The following is a 22,262-nucleotide window of genomic DNA, read 5'->3' as shown; positions in this document are numbered from 1 at the left end:
AACGCATCGTGACAACGACGCAGACTAGGCCGACCCGCATCGGAGAGGCCACCATCGCCGAGTTCGCCGCCGGGCTGCGCGGCACGGTCGTCCGGCCAGGGGACGCTGACTACGACCACGAACGAAGCATCTGGAACGGGGCCCACGACCGGCGCCCGACGCTCATCGCACGCTGTGCGGGTGTCGCAGATGTGATCCGCACGGTCGATTTCGCGCGCAGCGAGGGGTTGCCGTTGTCGGTTCGCGGCGGTGGCCATTCGATCCCCGGATTTTCCACCGTCGACGACGGTATCGTGCTGGACCTTTCGCTGATGAAGGGGGTCCAGGTGGACCCTGCCCGACGCCGGGTGGCGGCACAGGCAGGGTGTACCTGGAAGGACGTGGATGCAGAGACCCAGCAATTCGGGCTAGCGGTGACCGGTGGCCTGGTGTCCTCGACCGGCATCGCCGGCTTCACCACCGGCGGCGGCATCGGCTGGCTCGTGCGCAAGCACGGGCTGGCCAGCGACAACCTGGTCGGCGCCGACGTCGTCACTGCTGACGGGCAGTTTATTCACGCCAGTGCCGATGAGCACCCCGATTTGTTCTGGGGGCTGCGCGGCGGCGGCGGCAATTTCGGTGTGGTGACGTCCTTCGAGTATCAATTGCACGAAGTGGGGCCCATCGTCCTTTCCGGCCTGGTTTTCTACCCCGCAGAAGAGGCGGAGCAGGTGTTGCGCGGCTATCGGGCGGCCTGCGCGGCGGCCCCCGATGAGCTGACCACGCTGGTCAACATGACCATGGCGCCACCGGTCCCGTTCCTGCCTGAATCAGTGCACGGCAAGCCGGTCATCGCTGTGGGAGGGTGCTGGTCCGGCGATCTCGATGCCGGCGAGGCCGCCACCGCGCCCTTCCGGTCATTGGGCACGGTCATCGCCGATGTCTTCGCGGCCAACCCGTACGCGGGGTGGCAGCAGGCGCTCGATCCGCTGTACCCGCGGGGCGTGCACAACTATTTCCGCTCGGCATTTCTGCGCGCCGCCGACGACGCGTCCGTGCGCGTGCTGCTGGACTCGTTTGCGGCATTGCCCAGCGCCATGACGCAGATTCACCTGCACCACCTTGGTGGCGCGGTCGGCCGGGTTCCGGCCGAAGCAACGGCCTTCGCACTCCGCGACCAGGAATTCATCGTCAATGTTGTTGCGCGCACGCCGACGGCGGAAGGCTTCGCGGATGTCGTCGAATGGGCCCGGGGCGTGACGTCCGCGCTCGGTCCGGATGTGACGGCCTACGTGAATTTCACAGGTGAAGCGAATACGGCGCTCGTCCGGGCTTCGTACCCGGCGGATACTTACCGGCGGCTCGTGGAACTGAAAAACGAATACGACCCCACCAATCTATTCCGGTTGAACCAGAACATCGCCCCCACGGTGTGACAGCACTGCCTGCGTGAGGAGTGGATGATCGAGCGAGGATCGGGAAGCAACCTGACAGCCGGCGCCCGAGGCACCTCGATCCCCCGGCAACTGACCGGCAACGCCGGTCAGTTGCTGCGGTGTTCCAGCCTTCCCCCAAGCCACCGGTAAACAAGGACTCGGGAGAAAAACATCTTCAAAAAATCCCCGCAGGTCATATCGTCACAACAACCCCACGGCATGAATAGGTACAAGGCCAACTACGACCCTCAGAACAAGCCAGGAAGGAGACCCGAATGACCCCACATCAGGCGGAGGGCCCACCAGCCAGGGACCTGACCCCGTCCCCCACACAACTTCACAGGCCACCGCGGCGCCAGGCACGAGCCACGGACAGCATCAGAGGGACCCGGGCAGGATTAATGTACATACGTTAAAGCAATAACCCCCTCTGGCGAGGGGGAATGCCGTGCCCGAGGTGGGACTCGAACTGCATTCCCTCCCCCGCAAATACTGGGCTTCCGCGGAAACATTCGGAATCCGGGCCGATCCGACCTAGGTACAACCCGGTCCCAAGTGTTATGTCGCAGGACATAGGTGACAGTTCTTTGTCAGGTCAATGGTGACAGTTCCGAGGTTCTTGGTGGTGACACTTCTGCCGATCTGATTGGTGGATGAGTGGAGTTGAGTCTGTTGATCCTCGTGTCCGTTTAGCGATCTCGCAGTGGCCGGATGATCCGCCGCGTGGTGCTGTGACATCGTTCTGTGCCGAGCATGGCATCTCCCGTAAGACGTTTTACGTGTTGCTGGGCCGGGCCCGGGCCGAGGGCCCGGCTGCAGCGTTGGAACCGCGGTCCCGCCGGCCGCGCACGAGCCCGTCCAAGATCGGTGAGGAGGCCAAGGAGCAGGCACTGCGGGTGCGGGCGGCTTTGGAGCGCTCGGGCCTGGTCCACGGACCGATCAGCGTGTTCGAGAAAATGAAATCCATGGGCCTGGAACCGGTGCCCTCGGTTGCGTCGCTGGCCAGAATCTTCCGTGAAAGCGGTGTCGCGAGGCTGGAGCCGCGGAAGAAGCCCCGGGCCGCGTACCGCCGGTTCGTTTACCCGGCCCCGAACTGTCTGTGGCAGCTGGACGCGACCCGAGTACGTCCTCACCGGCGGCCGTAAATGCGTGATCTTCCAGCTCATCGATGACCACTCCCGCTTCGCGGTCGCCTCCCACGTCGCCGCCGGGGAAACATCCGAGGCCGCGATCGCGGTGGTGAAGAAGGGCATCACCGCGCACGGGGTGCCCCAGAAACTGCTCACGGACAATGGGGCCGCGTTGAACCCTTCACGGCGAGGCCGCCAAGGCCAACTCCTCACGTACGTTACCTCCCTGGGGATCGAGGCGATCACCGGGAAACCGTACAAACCAACCACACAGGGCAAGAACGAACGCTTCCACCGGACCCTGTTCCGTTTCTTGGACAAACAACCCCTCGCCGGGAGCCTTGAACAGCTTCAGGAACAGGTCGACGCGTTCGATCAGCTCTACAACACCGAACGCCCCCACCAGGGCCTGCCCGGACGGATCACCCCGCAACAAGCATGGGCCGCCACACCGGTCGCCGAGCCACCCCACCCGAAACCCGTCCCGACCCTCACCCAGGACAGCACCCACGGCAGCGGCCAGGCCACCCGCATCGCCTACCCCAACGGCAGAGTCACGATCAACAGCGTGGTCTACATGATCGGCAAACCCTACGCCCGGCAGTGCATCCACGCGCTCTGGGACCCCGAGACAATCCAGTTCTTCGATGACCAGGGCACCCACATCACGTCCTACCCCCGTCCACAGGCCGGGACAAAAACAGTCGGAAACGGCAAGCCCCCCGGATTCACGGCGAAAAAATCCCCAACCGTCACCGATGTCCTGATACACGAAATGTCACCGATGTCCTGATACAGAACCGTCACCCATGTCCCGAGACATCACACAACCCGGTCCCAAGCCCAAAGTGTGCACATTGTGCACTCCCCCGAATTGGACGGATCAAAGACCTCAGACCAATGACCGCAGCCTGCAACGAGGGGAATGCCGGGGCGGCCAGCCGGACTCCGATGCGCGCGGGGTGGCGGGGCGACCGTTCCGCTTCCAAGGAGCATCCGGTCCGGAGGCCGGCCGGCCATCACGCGGTTTGGAGCTCTTTCAGCGCGGCCCGGAGGCGGTCATCGGCTTCAGCGACGACCAGGGCGATGGCCGGGGTGTAGTGAGCCGGACCATCGTCTGCGGGTCGATCGTCTGGATGACGGTCGCGTTGGCGTCGCGGCCGCGCCGGATGACGACCTTGCAGGGAAGGAGCAGCCCCATGTCCGGTTCCGCGGTGAGCGCGCGTTGGGCCAGGGCGGGATTGCAGACGCCCGGGATGAGGTAGCCGCCCAAGGCCTGTCCGTTCTCCTCCCCGAGCTTGGTCTCGAAGGTTGAGCGGACATCGATTTCAGAGATTACCCCGAAGCCCTGGCCGAGGAGTGCCTCCTGAGATATTCCTCGCATCGGTGCTGTGTGCAACCCTCCTGCACCACCGCCCCCGCCTGTGAACGCGGCGCCGAATTCCCCCTTATCCCCGGAAAATACAGGCCCTCCAAGTGCCCGGATTGAACAGGCCAGTCTGGGTCGCTGGGGCTCCCATGGTTCCCCGGCAAAAGATGTCTGGACCACACCTATGTTTGCAGGGCTTCCAGCCCCTTCGGTTGAGGACATAACGCTAATAATTGATGAGCCCATTTAACCGCTCTTCACCACCGGACCTTGTTGCGGGAAGGCCCGGGCGTGGACCCGCGCCAGGACCTCGACTCCGAGGCCCCCGGCGGCCCCGCACGCCACGGCCGCGAGCAACAACCCGCCGGGTGGCCGGGAAAGCAGGAAGAATTCCTGCACGAGCGGGAGGTTGAGCGAGACCAGCAGGGAGGCGCTCATGGCCAACACCACGGCCAGGCGCGCCGCGCTGAGGGGGCGCGACACAGCCGAAAGGATCCACAGTCCGACCATGGACAGCGTCAGCACAGAGGCGCTGCTGACTTGTTCGGACGTTGCCGTGCCGGCCAGCGGCGCGAATGCGTTCAGTGTGAGCAGGGTAGCCGTGACGATCAGTCCGGCAGGGACGGAGAACCATAGGGACCGGCGCAGGAATCCGGGCTGATAGCGGCGCGGGTTCGGCATGAGCGCCAAGAAGAAGGCCGGGATTCCGATCGTCAGGCCGTCCGTGAAGGATAGCTGGCGGGGAAGAAACGGAAACGTCCACTGCAGGAGCCCGAAGGTCACCGCGATGGCGGTCGCATAGACCGTTTTGCTGAGGAAGAGGCTGGAGACCCGCTCAATGTTGGCGATGACCTGCCGGCCCTCAGCGAGGACTCCGGGAAGCCGGTCGAAGCGGCCGTCGAGCAATACCAGGCGCGCGACTGCCTTGGTGGCGGGCGCCGCGGAGTCCATGGCGATGCCAAGGTCGGCCGTCTTGAGCGCGAGGGCGTCGTTGACGCCGTCGCCGGTCATGGCCACAGTATGTCCCCTGCGCTGGAGCGCCTCGACCATCGCCCTCTTCTGGGCCGGCGTCACTCGGCCAAACACCATGTTTGATTCCATCACCTCCTCCAGATGCAGCGGGTCCTCCGGCAGTGAGCGTGCATCGAAGCCCTCCGTGACCTCCAGGCCAACCCTGCGGGCAATGGCGGCAACGGTGCGGGGATCGTCGCCGGAAATGATCTTCAACCCGACCCCTTCGGTCCGGAAGAACTTGAGGGTCTCCCGGGCATCGGAGCGCGGCTGTTCCCGGAAGGTCAGCAGCGCCACAGGGTGGAGCGACCCCGGCAGCTGCTCCACCTTCCCATTGGCTGGCAACTGATCCGCGCCGGCCAGGAGCAGGGTCCGCAGCCCTGATGCGGCCAGTTCGCCGGCCTGACGCAAGACGTCGCTCTGGCGCGGTACTGCGCCGTCGGGCGCCGAGATCGACGGCTTCAGACGTGCGGCTGCGTCGTCGCCCTGCACAAGCATCATTTCCGGTGCTCCGAGAATCCAGGTGCGCGCACCGCGGGCGCTCCCGTTGAAGCTGACTCCGCTCCACTTCCGGGCGGAGGAGAACGGCACGGTCCGGACGGGTTGAAGGCCGCCATCATCCTCAAAGGCCGTGCTCAGGCAGCGTGCCGTGGCGTTTGCCTCGGGTTCGGCGCCAAACCATGCGAGGGCCTGCTCCCATCCCGGTTGCGGCGCCAGCGGGTGAACCGCGTCGAAGACCAGTCCTCCTTCTGTGAGGGTTCCGGTCTTGTCCATGCACAGTACGTCTACGCGTGCCAGTCCCTCGACAGCGGCGAGTTCCTGGATCAGTACGTTGTGTTTAGCCAGCCGGAGTCCGCCCATGGCGAAGGCCACGCTCGTCAGCAGCACTAGTCCCAGCGGGACGATCGCGATCATGCTGGCAATAAGTCCCACGAGTGCGGGGGTCCAGGCACCGGTGGAAATGGCGGTCTGCCAGCCGCCGCGCGCCTGGATCTCGCCGTTGAGCACGATGAGGGCAACGGGCAGCAGGATCCAGGCGATCCAGCGCATTACACGGTTGAGGCTGTTGCGGATCTCGGAGTTCACCAGTGAGAAGCGTCGCGCATCTGCCGTCAGCCGGCTCGCGAACGACGCCGCTCCGACCCGGACAACCTGGGCGTTGCCGTGGCCGGCCACGACGATCGATCCGGAGAGTACTTCCGTCCCCGCATCCTTACCCACCGGGTCTGCTTCGCCCGTGAGAAGCGATTCGTCCACCTCGAGGCCGGACGACTCCAGTACGGCAGCGTCGGCAGTGACCTGATCCCCGGCCCGCAACACCAGGAGGTCATCTTTTACGACGTCGGCCGTGGCGATTTCGTGGATCTGACCCTCGCGCAAGACCCGCGCAAGCGGGGCGTTGAGGACAGCCAGCCGGTCCAAGGACTTTTTCGCCCTGTATTCCTCGACGACGCCGATCACGGCATTGCTGACAGCGGCGAGGCCGAACAGGGCATCCCGCCATTGCCCCAGGAACAACAGCAGCAGGAAGCTCGTGCCGACGATTGCGTTGAAGAGCGTGAAGACGTTGGCCCGGAATATCTGCCACAGGCTCCGGCTAGTGGTGTCCGGCACGCGGTTGGTAAGCCCGCGCTCGACCCGCGTAGCCACCTCCCCCTGCGACAGCCCCTTGGCGGCCGCCTGGCGCTTGGCGGCGGCCTTCCGGCGTTTGGCTGCCGGGGACGCACGCCGATGCAGAAAGGCTTGTCTCTTGCGCCGGCGGTATGCCTTCACCCTCCGATGGTATCCGCCGCTACAAAGATGTGAAGTGGGAGGGCGGCACCAACCTGGACGGAGAAGACGCTCAGGCTCCCGTTGTAGCCGCCTCGGCCGATCGGTGCTCGGTCACGAAAGGTCCGAGCAGAATCCTGAGGTGGGAGTGGACTTGTTCCAGCGTTTGCCCGGATTCGAGCATGCGGGTACCGGCGTGGATGACGGAGTTGATCATCTCTGCCAGCGACTCGGCGTCCGCTACCCCGAGTTCTGTGAGCGTCTCGATGAGCGGTTCCTGAAGCTGGCGGTGCATCCGGGTGGCTTGCTCGTCGAGTTCGGCACCCGGGGCCAGCGCGGCCAGCGCCGCCCCGACGGCGTGGGCTCCTTCGGCGACGAGGTCCACGTTGGCTATGGCGTAGGCCAGGATGCGGTCCGCTTTTGAAGGGGCATCAGCCATGGCGCCGGTGACCCTCTCGGTCCAGCGTGGGAAAACGTCGCGGACCAGAGCCTGGAGGAGGTCCTGGCGGGAGGCGAAGTATTGGTAAACGCTTGGCCCTGAGAGTCCGGCCCGCGCGGCGACGTCAGCCATGGTCGGCGCTCCGGAGGTTTCTTGGAGCAGCTCGTGCGCGGCGTCCAGCAGTGCCCGTTGCTGTGTGGCACGGTGTTCCGCGACGGTGGCGGCGCTGATTCTGGGCATTGAGGTGATCCTTTAACGCTGGCTTGCTTACTTAGCAAGCCTGCGACGAGCGAGGCGGCATGCCGGGCAGACCCCCTCGCTCATAACAGGGGCCTTCTAGGCGACCGGGGCTGTGGCGGCCAATCGGCCGTCCACCATTTCAAGCACGCGGTCGCAGGGTCCAGGACGTCGTGGTCGTGGGTGACCATGACGGTTGCGACGCCGTGTTCGCGGCTTTGCTGGGCGATCAGTTCCACGACTTCGCGGCTGCGGGCCCGGTCTAGGGCCGCCGTCGGTTCATCCACGAGCAGGAGTTTCGCCCCGGTGACCAGTGCGCGGGCGATGCCAACGCGCTGCCTTTCACCGCCGGGAAGCTGCCCGGGGCGGTTCCCCGCACGGTGGTCCATGCCGACGGATTCCAGCAGCGCCATGGGATCGAACGCTTTCGGCCCGCCTGACAGGCGGTTCACCAGGCGGAGCTGGTCCGAGGCCGTCAGGGCCGGGACGAGGTTGCCGGACTGGAAGACAAAGCCAATGTTTGAGAGCCGAAAAGCTGCGCGTTTACCTTGGCTTAGCTGGGAAAGGTCCTGACCGTTGATAGTAACCGTTCCGGAATCGGGAGCGGCCAGCGCACCGGCGACAGCCAGTAGAGAGGATTTACCGGAACCGGATGGCCCCACTATGGCAAGGAACTCGCCTGGGGCAACATCGAGGCTGACGTCATCCAGGGCTCTCACCCGGGTGTCGCCGTCGCCGAGTTCCATCACCGCGTGGCGGATGGACAGGCCGGTGGTTTGGGGTGTGTCAGCAAGGCTTGCGGCGGCTGCCGGGAAATGCGCACCACGGCCACGGCGGCACCGATCAGGCCCAGACCAATGGTGAGTGCCGTGGCGAGGGCGATCGGTGCGGCCTCGAGGGCGAATGGCATGGCGTCCGGCATGGCGGCGCCCAGCCCCAGGCCGGCGGCCACGCCAAGCGCGGTGAATCCGGCCAACAGAATGGCGCCCTGGGCCAGTCCATCCCGCAGGAGGTAGCCGGTCGAGGCGCCGATGGCCCTCAAGACTGAAATTTCATGCTTGCGCTGAATCGTCCACACAGTGAAGAAGGCGCCCACCACAAGCGCGCAGCTCGCGTACAGGAAGACCTGGATCGTGCTCAGGGTCATGGTCTCGGCTTCAAAGCCGGGGGACGCATCCGCGACACGAATAGGGGCTATTTCGCGGTTCGGACTATAAAATCTCCGGTTCTCTTTTCGCGCCCAGGTCAGTGCCAGAGCCTTCCCTAACCCCGAGGACTGGCTTTAAAAATATAAGTGGGTATGGTGATAGGTAGGTAGCGTTTAGAAAGGCGTGATTCCATTGTCAGGAAAGTCTCCGAAGAATGTTAGTGTCAAAAAATCGGGAAAGTCGATTCTCGAAAAGAGAGCCGAAAAAAGAGCAAAGGCCGAAACCAGCGAAACTCTGTTCGCAAAGCCGCGCAAAAACCAAAGGTGATGTGTCGCACCTGATGGTCCACCACCGCAAGTGGGCCCGCCGTCACAAACGAGTGCCGGTACAACACCGCATGGGCAACGGCCCCTATGCGTTGATATGGAATGCGGGCAGCCGGACCCGAGACTCCTAGCCGCGACCAGCTGCCCGCGCCAGCCCAGCCGATGTCCCCACCCACAGCGGCGCGGCGCAGTCGCAAATGGCCGCGAGACGGCCATGAACAGTCGAAAATGCCCGGTTGGACGACGACGGTAACCACGTGGCGTGCGGCGACGTGCCGAGCCCAACCGATGCGAACAGCGGCTTCGCAAGCGGAGCTACGGGACCCACTGACGCTGCGGAACCCCAAGACACTAATGTGTCAATTCAATTTCGCGCCTCACAGCTCTATTCACACAGAGCACCATACCGGTCGCTCCGCAACGCTTTGAGCGGGCACGGATTGTTTTCCCCTTGGACAGCGGTTCGAGCCACTCGAAAATTCCAATCGTTCAGACACAGAAAGGACAAGTCTTGCGCCCGACACGCGTCGCCCTGATTATCCCATGCCGCCTCAGCCAGCCCATTCGCGTCGAAAAGATCGACGCGCGCCTGGTCGCACTACAATCCTTGGTTGAAGGAAATGTCGGCGTAATCACTTTCAATGATTGGCACGTCTATCTGAATGACGAGGCAGACTTTATCCCCCTGCCCCTGAACCTCCGCGCCGAAGTGCTGCTCCGCGAAGCAGGCTTATATCTCGAGGAGACCGTCAGCGGCACCGCCGTCTTCTTCGGACATGGAAGAAACGGAGAGGAAACAGATCCACCCGCACACCTGCTCCTCCTCGCCGACCGCCTCTTCGACACCGCACTGGCTGCCTAGCCAAAAGGGAAAATCCGCCCTGCGAAGCCCTTTGAAGGCCTCACGGGCTATACCGCGCCAAATTTCTGCGGCCACGCTGACCTGGCAGCACTCCGCGCGGACGAGCGAGGCGAAATCATCAACTGAAGAGGATCAACGATCCTTCAAGGGCACAGAACATACGCGGACCCCTGCGACGGCAACCGCATCAGGCTTTGCCACCGTGAGCTCAAATTTGGCCCAAGGCAGAACTACCGTTGCCCTGATCCGCGCGATCCAGGTCGTTTTGGCTCGCCCACTGGGTCCGTTCCGAACATTCCAGGTACCCATCAGAGACATCGCGGTACTGACCGGTCTCGCCCTGAAACAACTGACCCCCGTAGACCGGATGCCCATTGCATAAACCCTGCCCACAGCCCGAGTCGCTTCAACCTGGCGGCCACTTGGAACACCACGGGACCTTGACCTCGACTTCGATCTAAACGACCAGGAAGTCGTGGCGCGATCTACACGGATGGAGCCTACGGTCAGCGGAGCGCGCGCAGATACCGTGCAGGCACGATTCGCTGCCCGATTCGAAGGACTGGGTAGAGTCCCCGCCAGCCGGCCATCTGCTCTCGGCTCAGTGCGCGCCGGACCGGGATGCACCGCAGCTTTGCAGTTCCGCGGACCGTCCCGTGAATCAACGCACCCTAGCCCGGGACGCGGCCCCGGAACTACGCTGGGGCAGGCGTCGCCCCGTTTCCGGGCAGGCGGCGGGCACGTGGTCGAGGAAGGAGGCGGTCCATGAACGCACAGAACATCACCCACTGGATCCGGGCGGGGTTGTGGACGTTACCTCTTTACGGCCTGATCACCGCCTGGGCCACGCTTGAGCCTCAGCCGGACCAGCAAAAGGATCCAGACGCCTGGGCAAGGTTCGTCAGCTCGGGCTCGTATCAATTCAGCCACTTGCTCGGCAGCTACGGAGGCACCATCCTCGCGATCTTCGGGGTGTTCGCGCTGGGCTGCTGCCTGGCCAACAGCCGCGTCGGCCGCCTGGCACTGGCAGCAACAGTCATCACCGTCGCGGGAACTGCCTTGCTAATGGTCCCCGCTGTCCTCTCCACTTTCGCCACCCCCGCGATCGGGAAGGCGTATCTGGAAGGGAACCGGGACGTCATGCTTCTGGAGTTTCCATCCGCCATGACGGTCTCGTTCCTGCTCGGGCTCCTGCTCGCGTTCCTTGGCAACGTCTTGCTTGGAGTCGCGGTCTGGCAATCCCGGACGCTCCCCCGCTGGGCCGGGGCCCTATGGATTGCCGGCGCCGTACTGTTCTACCTCCTCGGCGTCGTGCTGGGGCAGGCGACCACGGGCAGCAGCCTTCCGACGCAACCGGCCGGTGCCTTGCTCATGGCTGCATCGGGTGGCTGGATTGCGTGGAGCCAGTCACGGCAGGGCCAGCCAGCCGCGGCCGTCCATGCGGCCGGCACGCGCTGACGGCTTAAGGTTCGTGGAGGTCGGACTTGCCCAAGCGGTCCAGGTAATTGTGTTGAGAATCCGCGTCGGCTCCATCCGTTCGGATGGATCGAGACGATGAACACCGGAGAACGACCTCATGCCACATCTATGACGTTGCGAATATGTCGGTATCACCGATGGCGTATCACCCATGTGCGCGGTCCGGGGGGATTATCGAGCCCTGGCCCAGCGGATCGGCTGACCCGCCTTCAGCCGCGCCGACCTCACCAGGGAGGTCCGCCTCGGGCCCCGAATATGCCCGCCCGCTAACGTTCAGCAACCCAGCACGGGCGCTCACGCCTTCCCGCGGCCACGGCGGATAACCACGAAGATTCGATCCCAAGTCTCAGCAAGTCATGCAGTTTCCAAGCACTCCCGGCCATGAAGGAGTACACAGCAACACCGCTGTCCACGTCAAAAGAAGGAGCCGCCAGACCGCAACGACCACCAACAAAAATGGGCCCCGAAGGAGCCCATAAAGGAGATTTGTACACAATAAGCGGCTCACAAGCCCCTGAACAGGGGTGTTCCAGAAACGCACTGATCACCGCAGCCCGGCCCGACCCGACGCCGCTGAGGGGTGCCGGCTGTCGTCGGGTCGGGCTGGGGATGCCGGGCCGCGGGGTTCCGAGAGTGTGGTGCGGCTCAGGCCGGATCCGCGGGGGTCGCCACCTCGGGCTGGGGATCCGAGAGGGTCTTCGGGACCGTGTCCTCGAATTGCGGGAGGCGGTTCAGGTACTCCACCACCGAATCCGTGGACTCCACGTCACCGAACTTGTTGTCGATGTCGTAGAGGTTCCACTGCACGACGCCCGGGACGCGGTCGCCGATGGTCTCCCGGGGGATGATCGGGCGGAAGCCCTTCGCGATCGCGTCCTCGACGGTGTGGCGCACGCACCCGGCCGCGGTCGCACCGGTCACGATCAGGGTGTCGATGCGGTTGGAGGTCAGGAAGAGCTCGAGGTTCGTCCCCGGGAACGCCGAGGCGCGATTCTTCTCGATCACGACCTCGCCAGGCGCGGGCGCAATGCGGTCGTCGATCTGCGCCCAGTAGGAATCCGCCGGAAGGGTCTCCGTGGGGATCTTCGAGTACCACAGGCCCATGTCGTTCGTGCCGGAGGTGGCGTCGCGGTTGCGATACACGTTCGTGGTGTAGAAGACCGGGACGCCCTTGGCGCGCGCGGCCTCGTTGATCCGCTGGACGTTCGGGATGATCTCCTCCATGCCCGGGCAGCTGAACGGGTGGCCCGGACGGGTCCAGGCGTTCGCGAGGTCGATGTGGATGACGGCGGGGCGGTTGCCGTAGCCGATCCGACGCTTGAAGCCTCGCTCGTTGTAGATGCCCGTGCCTGCTTCGAACGCCTCCTCCAGCACTGCTGCAAGACGGGCTTCGATGTCGTTGGACGTCGCTGTCTCTGTTGTCATGGTTCTCTCCACTCTCTCGGCTGTTGTGTTTCTAAGATAGCAACGAGGTTGCTGTACTGGATACTGTAGCGCACGAACCGGCGCACCACCAGAGGTGCCCGGAGTCTGCACCTCCACCGGACCAACTTCTCGATAGGGCGGGCATCGGCGAGTGCGTCACTCCGGCAGCCCGGCGAGGGTCCGGTTCGCGGCCCGCCCACCCCAGCAACACGGGCTGAGGCGTCCGCAGTTTTCCCGGCGAAAACATTCGTGCCACGCGATGACGCTATCCGCCGGTTTCTCTATCGAGGCTCGCATTGCTCCACGAGCAACATCGTCGGCCCGCCAGGTCAGGCATGCCGGGTGGATAGAGCGCAAAGTAGGCCTACGTGCGTTGCTCCTGTTGTGACTATGTTGCTAGCAAAGCAGCCGATCCCTTCGGGACAAGGCAAAAGCAGGGAAGCCGGCCGAAGCTCGGATGTAGTTTGAGCGGAACACTTTGAAGGCCCGCCAAGGCGGGCCTTCTGTTCGTTAATCTCACGTCCGCAGTATGGAACTGACAACCACAGTGAGGCGGGTACAGATTGCGGCATATGATGGCCCCAAAGAGTGGCGGGATAGTCACGTAGCGCGAAAGGATGAAGGTGGCAGGCAGGCCGAGGCAGGACAACGGGCAGGTCCAAGGAGCTGCGGCGTCACTGTTGAACGGTCTTGCTGTCCTGGAAGCCTTTTCCGTTCAAAGTCCGGTTCTTGGCGTGACTGAGGTTGCTCAGCGTGTTGGCCTCCACAAGAGCACGGTCTCACGCATTCTTAGCGGTCTAACAGAAGCTGGATATGTCCAGCGGGATGAGGAGACGGGACGGTATCGTCTCGGGCTGGGCCTCCTCGCGTTGTCCGCCCCTTTGCTGGCGGATCTGGATGTCCGCCGTGCTGCGGTTCCGTATTTGGAGAAGTTAACCGAAAGCACCCAAGAGACCAGCGCTATCTCGGTCTGGAATGGTCACGAGGCCATCGTCGTGGAGCAGGTTGCCAGCCCGAATCTGGTCAAACACACTGCCACCATCGGAACCCGGTACAACAAATTCGAGAGCTCTTCAGTGCGGATTTTCCTGGCGGAGCTGGCGCCGGCTCTCGCGACGGAACTGATCGAATCCGGGCAGATACTACGCACGGCAGGAGATGATTTGCCGTTGGACCACACCGCCCACCTGCAGGAAGTCGCCCGTCAGGCATACGCCGTTAACGACGGTTCGACTACGGAGGAGGAGTTTGGGGTCTCCGCTCCGGTTCGGGATTACCGGGGCAAGGTGGTTGGGTGCATCACTGCATCCGCGCCCCGTTCCCGCGTGCAAAAGCACGCCACCAAGGATGCTCTGGTTCAAGCCGTACAACAGGCTGCTTCGGAAGTATCCACCCGCTTGGGCTGGGCGGCCTCGCTTCCGGGGTGATTCATCCACGCGGCTAGGCGAAACGTCAGCAACATCGTGTATTCGACCGCATTCAGATCGAGACGCTTGACCGCGCTGTCGCACTCGGAAAGGGTCATCCGAGAGGGAGCAGCTGCCAACTTCGAGGGGGTGGCCCTGCTTGAGGCTCCGTCGGTCCCGGCTCTGGCAAACCACCGAGGATCACGGCTCACAGGCCCATCGGCTCCTGCTCGGATCAGCCAACAGCGCCGTCAGCGACCTGGATCTGTTTCCCCGGCAGGTGGCCCAACCGTGTAGACACCCGCGCCGCGGCCTCTAGCACGGCTTCGCGCAGGATCGACTGACTCTGCATGTACTGCACTCGGGATCGGGGCGCGCTGGCTGTGATGCAGCCGACGACTTCGCCCCGGTAGTCCCGCACAGGAGCGGACACGCCGTATTCCTCGTAAGTGGTCTCGCCGTCGTTGACGGCGAATCCGTCGTCACGCACGCCGACGAGCTGTTCGTGGGCCGGGTCTTCGAGACCGAGGTAGCCCTCCCGCAGGACCGTACGGTCGGCAAGCAGACGGTCGGTCTCCTCGGGCGGCAGTTCGGCGAGGAACACGCGGACTGAGGAACTGGCGAACTTGTTGTAGCGCGTGCCGATCGCCGCGCTGTGCTTGACCTGGTGAGTGGAAGCCGTTTGTTCCACGACAATCGCGTTGCTACCGTTCCAAACGGCGATCGCGGCCGTCTCGCCTGTGGCTAGTGTGAGTTCTTCGAGGTGGGGCAGGGCGGCACGGCGGACGCTAAGCTCGGCCAGCAGTGGTCCGGCCAGGCCGATCATCCCGAGCCCGAGGCGGTATCGCCCTGTTTCCTCGTCGCGCTGCACGTAGCCGGCTTCGTCCAGGCCGCTAAGCATCCGGGAGACCGTGCTCTTGTGCAGGCCAACGAGCTCGGAGATCTCCGTGACGCCCAAGAGGGAACGCTTGGCGACGGAGAAGGCTTCGAGCACGGTAAGACCGTTGAGCAGCGATGCTGCCGCCCCTTGCGGTTTGTCAGTGGTTGTTTGTGGGTCAAGCATGGGTTCTCCCTCTCCAGGCGCTACGCGCAGTCACCGTAGCCATCGTACGGCGTGCCCATCCAACCTCTCGTCGGAGGACAAGTCTCCAGCGGCTCCACGTCGCCGAACTTGGAGTCCATATCGAACAGGTTCCACGCCACGACTCCTGGCACGCGGTCGCCCACGGCCTCCTTGACCATGATCTGGCGGAAGCCCTTGGCGATCGTCCAGGGTCTCAACCGGGATCTTTTTGGGACCACAGGCCCATGTCGGACGGCAGGTTCACATCGAGGAGGAGAACTGGTGGCCCGGGCGGGTTCAGGCGTTGGCCATGTCGACGTGGATGACGGCCGGCCGGGTGCCGTAGCCGCTAGTTCTGCAACATGTAACCCTTTTTTCTCAGCAGTCCAAAAACCGACCGCGCCCCCTCCCCACCCTGCTTGGCAGAGCCTTGCAGAATCCTTCCGCAAGCTGCTCTCCAACTCTTAGGGAGGCGCACGTCCCCTGACGCAAAAGGGGAAGTCCCAAGAAATGAACGTCAAAAACATTGCGTGTTGTTCGCAAAGGAACTAAATTGCTTTCTAAGCAACGATGTGAGCTGCGGCACATCGGATTGCGGGACCGGACCCCCGGCCCAGCGGACTAGCTCCAATCCCGGGTGAATTCGGGCCCGGCCGAGAGGCCCCCGTCTTTCCCTTCAACCCAGTCCTGAACCAAACTTTCGAAAGGACCCCCTTATGAAGCGCATCGGAGTAGACGTCGGCGGTACATTCACCGACTTGTATTTCTCGGACGACGACCAGCGCATCGCCGTTGTGGAAAAGGTTCCCTCCACCCCGCACGACCCGTCTGAGGCCGTGATCAACGGCATCATAAAGCTCTGCGAAAAGGCCGGGGTCTCGCTTTCGGAGATCGACCAGCTGGTGCACGGCACCACGGTCGCCACGAATACCGCGCTGACGCACACCGGTGCGGAGGTCGGGATGATCACCACCGAGGGTTTCCGGGACATCCTGCACATCGCCCGGCACAAGAAGCCGCATAACTTCTCCCTTCAGCAGGATCTGCCCTGGCAGACAAAGCCTCTGATCAAGCGCCGTCACCGGCTCACCGTCAAGGAGCGCATCACCGCACCGAACGGCGACGTTTTGGTTCCCCTGGACGAGGACGAGGTCCGTGAGCGCGTACGCGAGCTGAAGGCGGCCGGCGTCGAGGCCATCGCCGTCTGCCTGCTGCACTCCTATCTGAATCCCGCCCATGAGCAGCGGATCGGGGAGATTGTCGCGGAGGAGTTCCCTGAGGCTTACCTGTCCCTTTCCAGCGAGATCGTGCCCCTGTACCGGGAGTATGAGCGGTTTTCCACCACGGCGCTGAATGCCTATGTCGGGCCCCGGGTCTCCCGTTACCTCTACCGCCTGCAGGAGCAGGCAGAAGGATTGGGTTACAAGCGGGAGATCCTGCTGATGCAGTCCTCCGGCGGTATGGTCCCGATCAAGGAGGCCGCGAAGCGGCCCGTCACACTGATGATGTCCGGACCGGTCGGCGGCCTGATCGGCGGCATGTGGGCCGGTCGTCAGTCCGGCTTCGAGAACGTGGTCACCCTGGACATTGGGGGGACCTCAGCGGACATCGGTGTGGCCTACCAGGGTGAACTGCGCATGCGCCACCTGCTGGACACCAAGATCGGCGACCACCAGGCCATGGTCCCGATGGTGGACATCGACACCATCGGCGCAGGCGGCGGCTCCATCGCCTACGTCGACGCCGGCGGGGTCTTCCGCGTCGGTCCGCAGTCTGCCGGCGCCGTCCCGGGCCCGGTTTGCTACGGCCGCGGCGGGACGGAGCCGACATCAACTGACGCCCAGATGCTGCTGGGACGCATGCGCCCTGACCGCGTCCTGGCAGGCTCAGGCATGGATCTGGATCTCGATGGCGCCCGAAAGGCCATGGAAGGTCTGGCGGAAAAACTCAACATGTCCGTGGACCAGGCCGCCCTCGGCGCGCTGCAGATCCAGAAGTTCGGCATGACCCAGGCGATCGAGCAGAACTCCGTCCGCCGCGGCTACGATCCACGTGACTTCACCCTCGTCGCGGCAGGCGGCGCCGGCGCACTGTTCGCCTGCGAGATCGCCGCGGAGCTGGAAGTCCCGAAGGTGCTGATCCCGGCCCACCCGGGCATCATGGCCGCGACCGGCCTGCTGGCTACCGACGAGAAGTATGAGTTCGTCGCCACCAGGCGGTTCACGTTCGCCAGCGCAGACCCCGCCGCCATCCAGGGCTCCTATGAACAACTGGAGCGCGACGCCAACGCCCAACTCGATGCCGAGGATGTGCCAGCCGAACGCCGCAAGCTCGAATGGCTCGCCGACGCGCGCTACGAGGGCCAGGGGTACGAGATCCGCTTCACTGCGCCCGCCGGACCGGTTAACCAGGTCTGGCTGGAAAAGGCCGAGGCAGCCTTCCACGACGCCCACTTCGAGGAGTACGGCCACCGCTTCAAGAACGGCACCGTGGAAGTCATCAACATCCGCGTGGAGGCCAGCGCCCTGATGGATGACCTGCCCACGCCGGAAGCGATCAAGTCCGGTTCCCTCGAGGACGCCCTGGTCGAAACCCGCCCGGTGACCTTCGAACAGGATGGCAAGCCGGTCACCCTGGACACCGGCTTCTACGACCGCGACAGGATGGGCGTGGGAATCACCTTCACCGGCCCCGCCATCATCGAGCAGTACGACTCCACCACAGTTATTCCTCCGGGATTCTCCGGAGCGGTGGATGCAGCCGGCAACCTCGTCATCGACTGCCCGGCCGCCACCCAGAGCGCCGAGAAACTGGCCACCCCGATCCTGATGCGCGTGATCGGCGGCGCCCTGAACTCCGCAGCCAAGGAAATGGCATCGGTGCTCTTCCGCATGGCCTACTCCTCGATCATCCGTGAGTCCGAGGACCTCGGTGCAGGGCTCTTCGACAAGGACGGCAACGTGCTGGCCGAGTCCGACTCCACGCCAATGTTCATGGGCTCGATGCCCAAGATCGTCAAGGGTGTGATCTCGGTCCTCGGCGACGACATCCACGACGGTGACATCATCCTGCACAACGATCCGTACCTCGGCGCCACGCACTCCCCCGACGTCGCGATCATCGAACCGATCTTCCACGACGGGGAACTCGTCGGCTTCGCCGGCGCCTCGGGCCAGCTGATCGACAACGGCGGTGCGTACTCCGGACTGATGGTGGATATCCAGGACATCCAGTCCGAAGGCACCATCTTCCGGGCAGTGAAGATTTCCGAGAAGGGCGTCCGCCAGGAATCGCTGATCCGGCACATCCTCAACAACACCCGGACACCCACCTCCAACGAGGGCGACTTCCAGGCGATGATCGCCGCCTGCGAGCTGGCCAAGTCCCGCTACATCGCCCTCATCGAGCGGTACGGCTTCGGCGCGGTCCGCGAAGCCGGGCAGAGCTGGATCGACTACTCGGAGCGGATGCTGCGCCAGGAGATCGCCAAGATCCCCGACGGCGTCTACGAGACCGAGGTCGGCTACCTGGACGACGACGGCCGCAACTACGGCAAGAAGTTACCGATCGTCGTGAAGGTGATCATCGAGGGTGACGAGATTACCTACGACCTCACCGGATCCTCCGAACAGGTGCCCACTGCCTACAACTGCGCTTTCGAGGGTACGACGGTCTCGGCATTCACGTTCATCACCCGGATGATATTCCTGGACGAGGTTGCCTTCCCGGTGTTCGTGCCCCAGAACGAGGGCATGCTCAAGCCGCTGAAGGTCATCGCCCCGGAGGGCACCATCTTCAACCCCACGTACCCGGCCGCGACCTTCTCGCGGTTCTCCCAGGTACAGCGGGCCGTCGACCTGGCCCTGCGGGCCCTGGCCCCCGTCATCCCCGAGCGCGTCACGGCCGGCAACTCCGCCCACATCCACTTCATCTCCTACTCGGGATGGGACGAGAAGCAGGGCGAGTACTGGGTCTACCTCGAGGTCAACGAGGGCTCCTACGGCGGCCGCGCAACCAGCGACGGGCCGGACTCCGTGGACAACCTCATCGCCAACACCCGCAACAACCCGATCGAGGAGCTCGAGTGGCGGTTCCCGATGCGCACCGACCGCTACGAACTGCGCTCCGAGCCGGCGGCGGCCGGTGAATTCCGCGGCGGCATCGGCATCGTCCGGGAGAACACCTTCCTGACCGACACCGCGATCACCTGCGAGGGTGAACGCCACGAGTCAGACGTGCCGTGGGGAGCCTTCGGCGGCCATGACGGCCTCAACGGCTCGCTCGTGAAGAACGTCGGCCGGGCGGGCGAGGAGTCCTGGCCGTCCAAGGTCACCGGACGTCAACTGCTGGCCGGTGACTCCCTGCAGATCACCGTGCCCAGCGGTGGTGGCTTCGGCGACCCGCACAAGCGGGACCCGCTGAAGGTCCTCGAGGACGTGCTGGACGGCTTCACGACCGCCGAGGCGGCCGCCCGTGACTACGGTGTGGTCAGCCTGGAGCCAGCTATTGACGCTGGTCTCCAGGCCGCCCCCTTCGTTCCCTACTGATCACATCCCACCATCCCCGTGAATTAGGAACCGTTATGACCACTGCCCCAACCTTTCAATTTGTCGAGTCTGATGTCACGCCCAAGGACGTACGGCTGGCCACCTGGATTTGCTTCTTCGCCTGGACCTTCGCCGTCTATGACTTCGTCCTGTTCGGCAACCTCCTGCCGGTGCTGGCCGCAGACCTCGGCTTGAGCGCGGCCCAGTCCACGGGGATCAATACCTGGGTGACCGCCGGCACTGCACTCGTGGCCTTCGGGATCGGCCCGATCGTCGACCGGATCGGCCGCCGCAAGGGCATCCTGATCGCCGTCGTCGGTGCCGCCGTCGCCTCACTGCTGACCGCCACTGTCGGCTGGGTTGTGGGCATCGCGGCCGGCCTGGGACTCGTCTTCCTGGTCCTCGTGCGTTCACTGGCCGGCCTCGGCTACGCCGAACAGGCCATCAACGCGGCCTACCTCAACGAGATGTTTGCCCACAACAGCGATCCCGCCAAGGCCCGCCGCCGCGGTCTCATCTACTCACTCGTCCAGTCCGGCTGGCCGGTCGGCTCCGTCCTGGCTGCCGGGTCCGTCTACCTGCTGTTCCCCATCGGCGGGTGGGCGCTCTGCTTCGCCGTGGCCGCCATCCCCGCCGTCTTCATCGTCATCGCCGGACGCTGGCTCAAGGAGAGCCCCCAATTCGCCCACCGTCACCAGATCGACAAGATGATCAAGGACGGCAGGGTGGAAGAGGCGCAGCAGCTCGGGGAGAAATACGGAATCGACGTCTCGGAGAAGGCCAGTCCGCTCGTCTCGGTCTTCCGTGGGGAGTCGCTGCGGTCCACCCTGACGATCGGCGGAGCCTTCCTCCTGAACTGGCTCGGCGTCCTTGCATTCGCGATCCTCGGCACGTCGCTGCTTACCGCACCGGACGGCAAGAACATCGAGTTCGACAACGCGCTGCTGGTACTCATCATCTCCAATGCCACGGCCTTCGCCGGCTACCTGTTCCACGGCTGGCTCGGCGACCGGATCGGGCGCCGCAACGCGATCGGGATCGGCTGGATCCTGTGTGCCGCCTCCTTCTTCACCATGCTCCAGGCACCGAACGGGAACTTCCCGCTCATCATCGGGCTGTACAGCGCCGGGCTGTTCTTCCTCATTGGCCCCTTCTCCGCCCTGCTGTTCTTCACCGGCGAAAGCTTCCCCGTCCACACCCGGGCAACCGGAAGCTCCATCATCAACGCCTCCGGCCAAGTCGGGGCGATCATCGGCGGCCTGCTGATCACCGCCACCCTCGCCGCCGGCGCCGGCTGGATCAACGCCACCCTATGGTGGGGCGTCCTCCCCATCCTGGCCTCCGGCCTGCTCATCTTCGCCGCCCGGAACGTCGACCCCAGCAAGGTCCGCCAGGACTGACAGGGACGAACCCGCACCACAAACACCATCCGCACGGCGGGAACTCCCTGGGACCACGGAGTTCCCGCCGTGCAGATGACATTAATCCGTAGCCCTTATCGAGTGGACCGCGACGGCAAGGCCCGGTTGCTGCTGCCCACCTCCCCGCCTCAGGTGAGCAGGAGGTGACATGCCGAGTTGCCCAGAAGGCTGTCGGGCCTGCTCGTCCCGCTAAGGTTCTTTGCGCAGCCTTGCCTGTTCCACCAGTTCGGTCATCCAGGGCCGGTGCCCGCGGTGCAGCGCCATGCTCTTGGGCAGCCCTTGGACGGAGGTGGTGGAACCGGAAATGTCCATGGTAATCCGGCCGCCGGCCATGGGGCATTGAGAGGCCGTCCTGTATACCTCCCCGCGGACCAGGGCCTCCAGATAGTGGGTGACGGCGCACGAGTGGCAGCACTCCGGTTCCTCGGAGCGTGTCCAGCGACGGTAATCCGACCTGCCCGATCGGTGTGACGGGTCTTCCCCCGGTGCGAGAATGTCTGCATGCTCACCTTCCTGGAGACTGAACGACTTCTGCTCCGGCAGTTCACCCCCGACGATGCCGAGCTACTCGTGGAACTGGACAGCGATCCGCGCGTGATGCGGTACATCACCGGCGGTATCCCCACCCCCCGGGGCGAGATAGAAGGCGACTTCCTCCCGGCATTCCTCGACTACTACCAGCGCTTTCCCGGCTACGGGTTCTGGGCCGCGATCGAGAAGACGACCGGGGAATTCCTCGGCTGGTTCCACTTCCGGCCCGGCCCCGACGATCCACAAGATCAGCCGGAACTCGGCTACCGGTTACGCCACGCGGCCTGGGGAAAGGGGCACGCGACGGAGGGATCGCGGGCACTGATCGCCAAGGGGTTCACCGAGTTCGGGGTGCAACGGGTTGTAGCCTCGACCATGGCAGTCAACACGGCCTCCCGAAGGGTGATGGAGAAATCCGGCATGCGCCTTGTGCGGGCCTTCGTCGCCGACTGGCCGGTGTCCGTTCCGGGCGAGGAGCACGGCGACGTCGAGTACGCGATCACCCGAGATGAATGGGAGGCTGACGATTCCCGCCTTCGTCCCCAGTGACCCGCCCATATCAGCCGGCCGGACATAAGACACCGCAGCGAGGTCCGCGATCGACTCTGAGGCGATTCAACCAGGCCCGACCAGCGCGACCATCACAGCGGAGAGGGCCGGACTGAGACCGAAAGCACCCCCCT

16 protein-coding genes and 1 pseudogene are annotated in these 22,262 nt (G+C 64.3%); 8 read left to right on the top strand and 9 right to left on the bottom strand.

Annotation, left to right across the window (positions count from 1 at the left end):
* The first annotated feature begins 8 nt into the window (after positions 1-8).
* Both AC1DZV_RS16440 and AC1DZV_RS16435 read left to right on the top strand, forming a co-directional pair.
* On the top strand, positions 9-1,415 hold the full coding sequence (locus AC1DZV_RS16440; protein WP_459384572.1) for an FAD-binding oxidoreductase: 1,407 nt from the start codon (positions 9-11) through the stop codon (positions 1,413-1,415).
* A 653-nt stretch (positions 1,416-2,068) separates the two neighbouring features.
* A pseudogene (locus AC1DZV_RS16435) lies at positions 2,069-3,008 on the top strand (integrase core domain-containing protein); the annotation flags it as partial.
* A 576-nt stretch (positions 3,009-3,584) separates the two neighbouring features.
* On the opposite strand, the gene AC1DZV_RS16430 reads toward AC1DZV_RS16435, so the two are convergent.
* The 5 genes from AC1DZV_RS16430 to AC1DZV_RS16410 all read right to left on the bottom strand — a co-directional run bounded on the left by AC1DZV_RS16430 (position 3,585) and on the right by AC1DZV_RS16410 (position 8,518).
* Positions 3,585-3,929: a DUF302 domain-containing protein gene (locus AC1DZV_RS16430; RefSeq protein WP_476951234.1), complete on the bottom strand. Its 345-nt coding sequence runs from the start codon at positions 3,927-3,929 to the stop codon at positions 3,585-3,587.
* Between the two features lie 231 nt (positions 3,930-4,160).
* Positions 4,161-6,575 (bottom strand): HAD-IC family P-type ATPase, encoded by a 2,415-nt coding sequence (locus AC1DZV_RS16425; RefSeq protein ID WP_476954135.1) that lies wholly within the window; start codon positions 6,573-6,575, stop codon positions 4,161-4,163.
* A 193-nt stretch (positions 6,576-6,768) separates the two neighbouring features.
* A complete protein-coding gene (locus tag AC1DZV_RS16420; RefSeq protein ID WP_476954131.1) occupies positions 6,769-7,374 on the bottom strand; it encodes a TetR/AcrR family transcriptional regulator in 606 nt (201 codons plus the stop codon).
* A gap of 80 nt (positions 7,375-7,454) precedes the next feature.
* Positions 7,455-8,117 carry an ABC transporter ATP-binding protein gene (locus AC1DZV_RS16415; protein ID WP_476951236.1) on the bottom strand — a complete coding sequence of 221 codons (663 nt, stop codon included), beginning with the start codon at positions 8,115-8,117 and terminating at the stop codon, positions 7,455-7,457.
* Positions 8,117-8,518, bottom strand: a complete 402-nt coding sequence (locus AC1DZV_RS16410) for an FtsX-like permease family protein (RefSeq protein ID WP_476954130.1) — start codon at positions 8,516-8,518, stop codon at positions 8,117-8,119. Before AC1DZV_RS16410 ends, AC1DZV_RS16415 begins: the two co-directional genes overlap by 1 nt.
* 838 nt (positions 8,519-9,356) lie before the next feature.
* On the opposite strand from AC1DZV_RS16410, the gene AC1DZV_RS16405 reads away from it, so the two are divergent.
* Complete coding sequence (locus AC1DZV_RS16405; RefSeq protein WP_476954129.1) at positions 9,357-9,707, top strand: DUF3846 domain-containing protein; 351 nt, start codon at positions 9,357-9,359, stop codon at positions 9,705-9,707.
* Positions 9,708-10,472: 765 nt separating this feature from the next.
* Positions 10,473-11,165, top strand: coding sequence for a DUF4386 family protein (locus AC1DZV_RS16400; RefSeq protein WP_476951239.1), 693 nt, complete (start codon positions 10,473-10,475; stop codon positions 11,163-11,165).
* Positions 11,166-11,831: 666 nt separating this feature from the next.
* Here the strand turns inward: AC1DZV_RS16400 and AC1DZV_RS16395 are convergent.
* Complete coding sequence (locus AC1DZV_RS16395) at positions 11,832-12,611, bottom strand: N-carbamoylsarcosine amidohydrolase (protein WP_476871939.1); 780 nt, start codon at positions 12,609-12,611, stop codon at positions 11,832-11,834.
* 680 nt (positions 12,612-13,291) lie between these two features.
* Here AC1DZV_RS16395 and AC1DZV_RS16390 point away from each other — a divergent pair.
* Positions 13,292-14,038, top strand: a complete 747-nt coding sequence (locus tag AC1DZV_RS16390; RefSeq protein ID WP_476954128.1) for an IclR family transcriptional regulator — start codon at positions 13,292-13,294, stop codon at positions 14,036-14,038.
* Between the two features lie 214 nt (positions 14,039-14,252).
* On the opposite strand, the gene AC1DZV_RS16385 is transcribed toward AC1DZV_RS16390, so the two are convergent.
* Positions 14,253-15,080 carry an IclR family transcriptional regulator gene (locus AC1DZV_RS16385; RefSeq protein WP_476954127.1) on the bottom strand — a complete coding sequence of 276 codons (828 nt, stop codon included), beginning with the start codon at positions 15,078-15,080 and terminating at the stop codon, positions 14,253-14,255.
* A gap of 20 nt (positions 15,081-15,100) precedes the next feature.
* On the bottom strand, positions 15,101-15,298 hold the full coding sequence (locus tag AC1DZV_RS16380; protein ID WP_476954126.1) for a hypothetical protein: 198 nt from the start codon (positions 15,296-15,298) through the stop codon (positions 15,101-15,103).
* 498 nt (positions 15,299-15,796) lie between these two features.
* Here AC1DZV_RS16380 and AC1DZV_RS16375 point away from each other — a divergent pair, with 498 nt between their 5' ends.
* Both AC1DZV_RS16375 and AC1DZV_RS16370 read left to right on the top strand, forming a co-directional pair.
* Positions 15,797-19,627 carry a hydantoinase B/oxoprolinase family protein gene (locus AC1DZV_RS16375; RefSeq protein WP_476954125.1) on the top strand — a complete coding sequence of 1,277 codons (3,831 nt, stop codon included), beginning with the start codon at positions 15,797-15,799 and terminating at the stop codon, positions 19,625-19,627.
* Positions 19,628-19,662: 35 nt separating this feature from the next.
* Positions 19,663-21,027: an MFS transporter gene (locus AC1DZV_RS16370; protein WP_476954124.1), complete on the top strand. Its 1,365-nt coding sequence runs from the start codon at positions 19,663-19,665 to the stop codon at positions 21,025-21,027.
* Positions 21,028-21,237: 210 nt separating this feature from the next.
* Here AC1DZV_RS16370 and AC1DZV_RS16365 read toward each other — a convergent pair whose 3' ends face one another.
* Positions 21,238-21,360 (bottom strand): hypothetical protein, encoded by a 123-nt coding sequence (locus AC1DZV_RS16365; protein ID WP_476954123.1) that lies wholly within the window; start codon positions 21,358-21,360, stop codon positions 21,238-21,240.
* Positions 21,361-21,549: 189 nt separating this feature from the next.
* On the opposite strand from AC1DZV_RS16365, the gene AC1DZV_RS16360 reads away from it, so the two are divergent.
* Entirely contained in the window at positions 21,550-22,128 is a 579-nt protein-coding gene (locus AC1DZV_RS16360) for a GNAT family N-acetyltransferase (protein WP_476954122.1), read from the top strand.
* The last annotated feature ends 134 nt before the right edge of the window (positions 22,129-22,262 follow it).

The sequence above is a fragment of the Arthrobacter sp. P1_D12 genome, from assembly GCF_056406175.1.
Note: the sequence above shows the minus strand (reverse complement) of the source record. Positions and strands in the feature narration are given on the sequence as shown.

Bases quoted from the DNA above. Each gene is read 5' to 3' on its own strand.
- AC1DZV_RS16430 (WP_476951234.1), bottom strand. From the start codon at position 3,929: ATGCGAGGAATATCTCAGGAGGCACTCCTCGGCCAGGGCTTCGGGGTA.
- AC1DZV_RS16420 (WP_476954131.1), bottom strand. From the start codon at position 7,374: ATGCCCAGAATCAGCGCCGCCACCGTCGCGGAACACCGTGCCACACAG.
- AC1DZV_RS16415 (WP_476951236.1), bottom strand. From the start codon at position 8,117: ATGGAACTCGGCGACGGCGACACCCGGGTGAGAGCCCTGGATGACGTC.
- AC1DZV_RS16410 (WP_476954130.1), bottom strand. From the start codon at position 8,518: ATGACCCTGAGCACGATCCAGGTCTTCCTGTACGCGAGCTGCGCGCTT.
- AC1DZV_RS16400 (WP_476951239.1), top strand. From the start codon at position 10,473: ATGAACGCACAGAACATCACCCACTGGATCCGGGCGGGGTTGTGGACG.
- AC1DZV_RS16395 (WP_476871939.1), bottom strand. From the start codon at position 12,611: ATGACAACAGAGACAGCGACGTCCAACGACATCGAAGCCCGTCTTGCA.
- AC1DZV_RS16385 (WP_476954127.1), bottom strand. From the start codon at position 15,080: ATGCTTGACCCACAAACAACCACTGACAAACCGCAAGGGGCGGCAGCA.
- AC1DZV_RS16375 (WP_476954125.1), top strand. From the start codon at position 15,797: ATGAAGCGCATCGGAGTAGACGTCGGCGGTACATTCACCGACTTGTAT.
- AC1DZV_RS16370 (WP_476954124.1), top strand. From the start codon at position 19,663: ATGACCACTGCCCCAACCTTTCAATTTGTCGAGTCTGATGTCACGCCC.
- AC1DZV_RS16365 (WP_476954123.1), bottom strand. From the start codon at position 21,360: ATGGACATTTCCGGTTCCACCACCTCCGTCCAAGGGCTGCCCAAGAGC.
- AC1DZV_RS16360 (WP_476954122.1), top strand. From the start codon at position 21,550: ATGCTCACCTTCCTGGAGACTGAACGACTTCTGCTCCGGCAGTTCACC.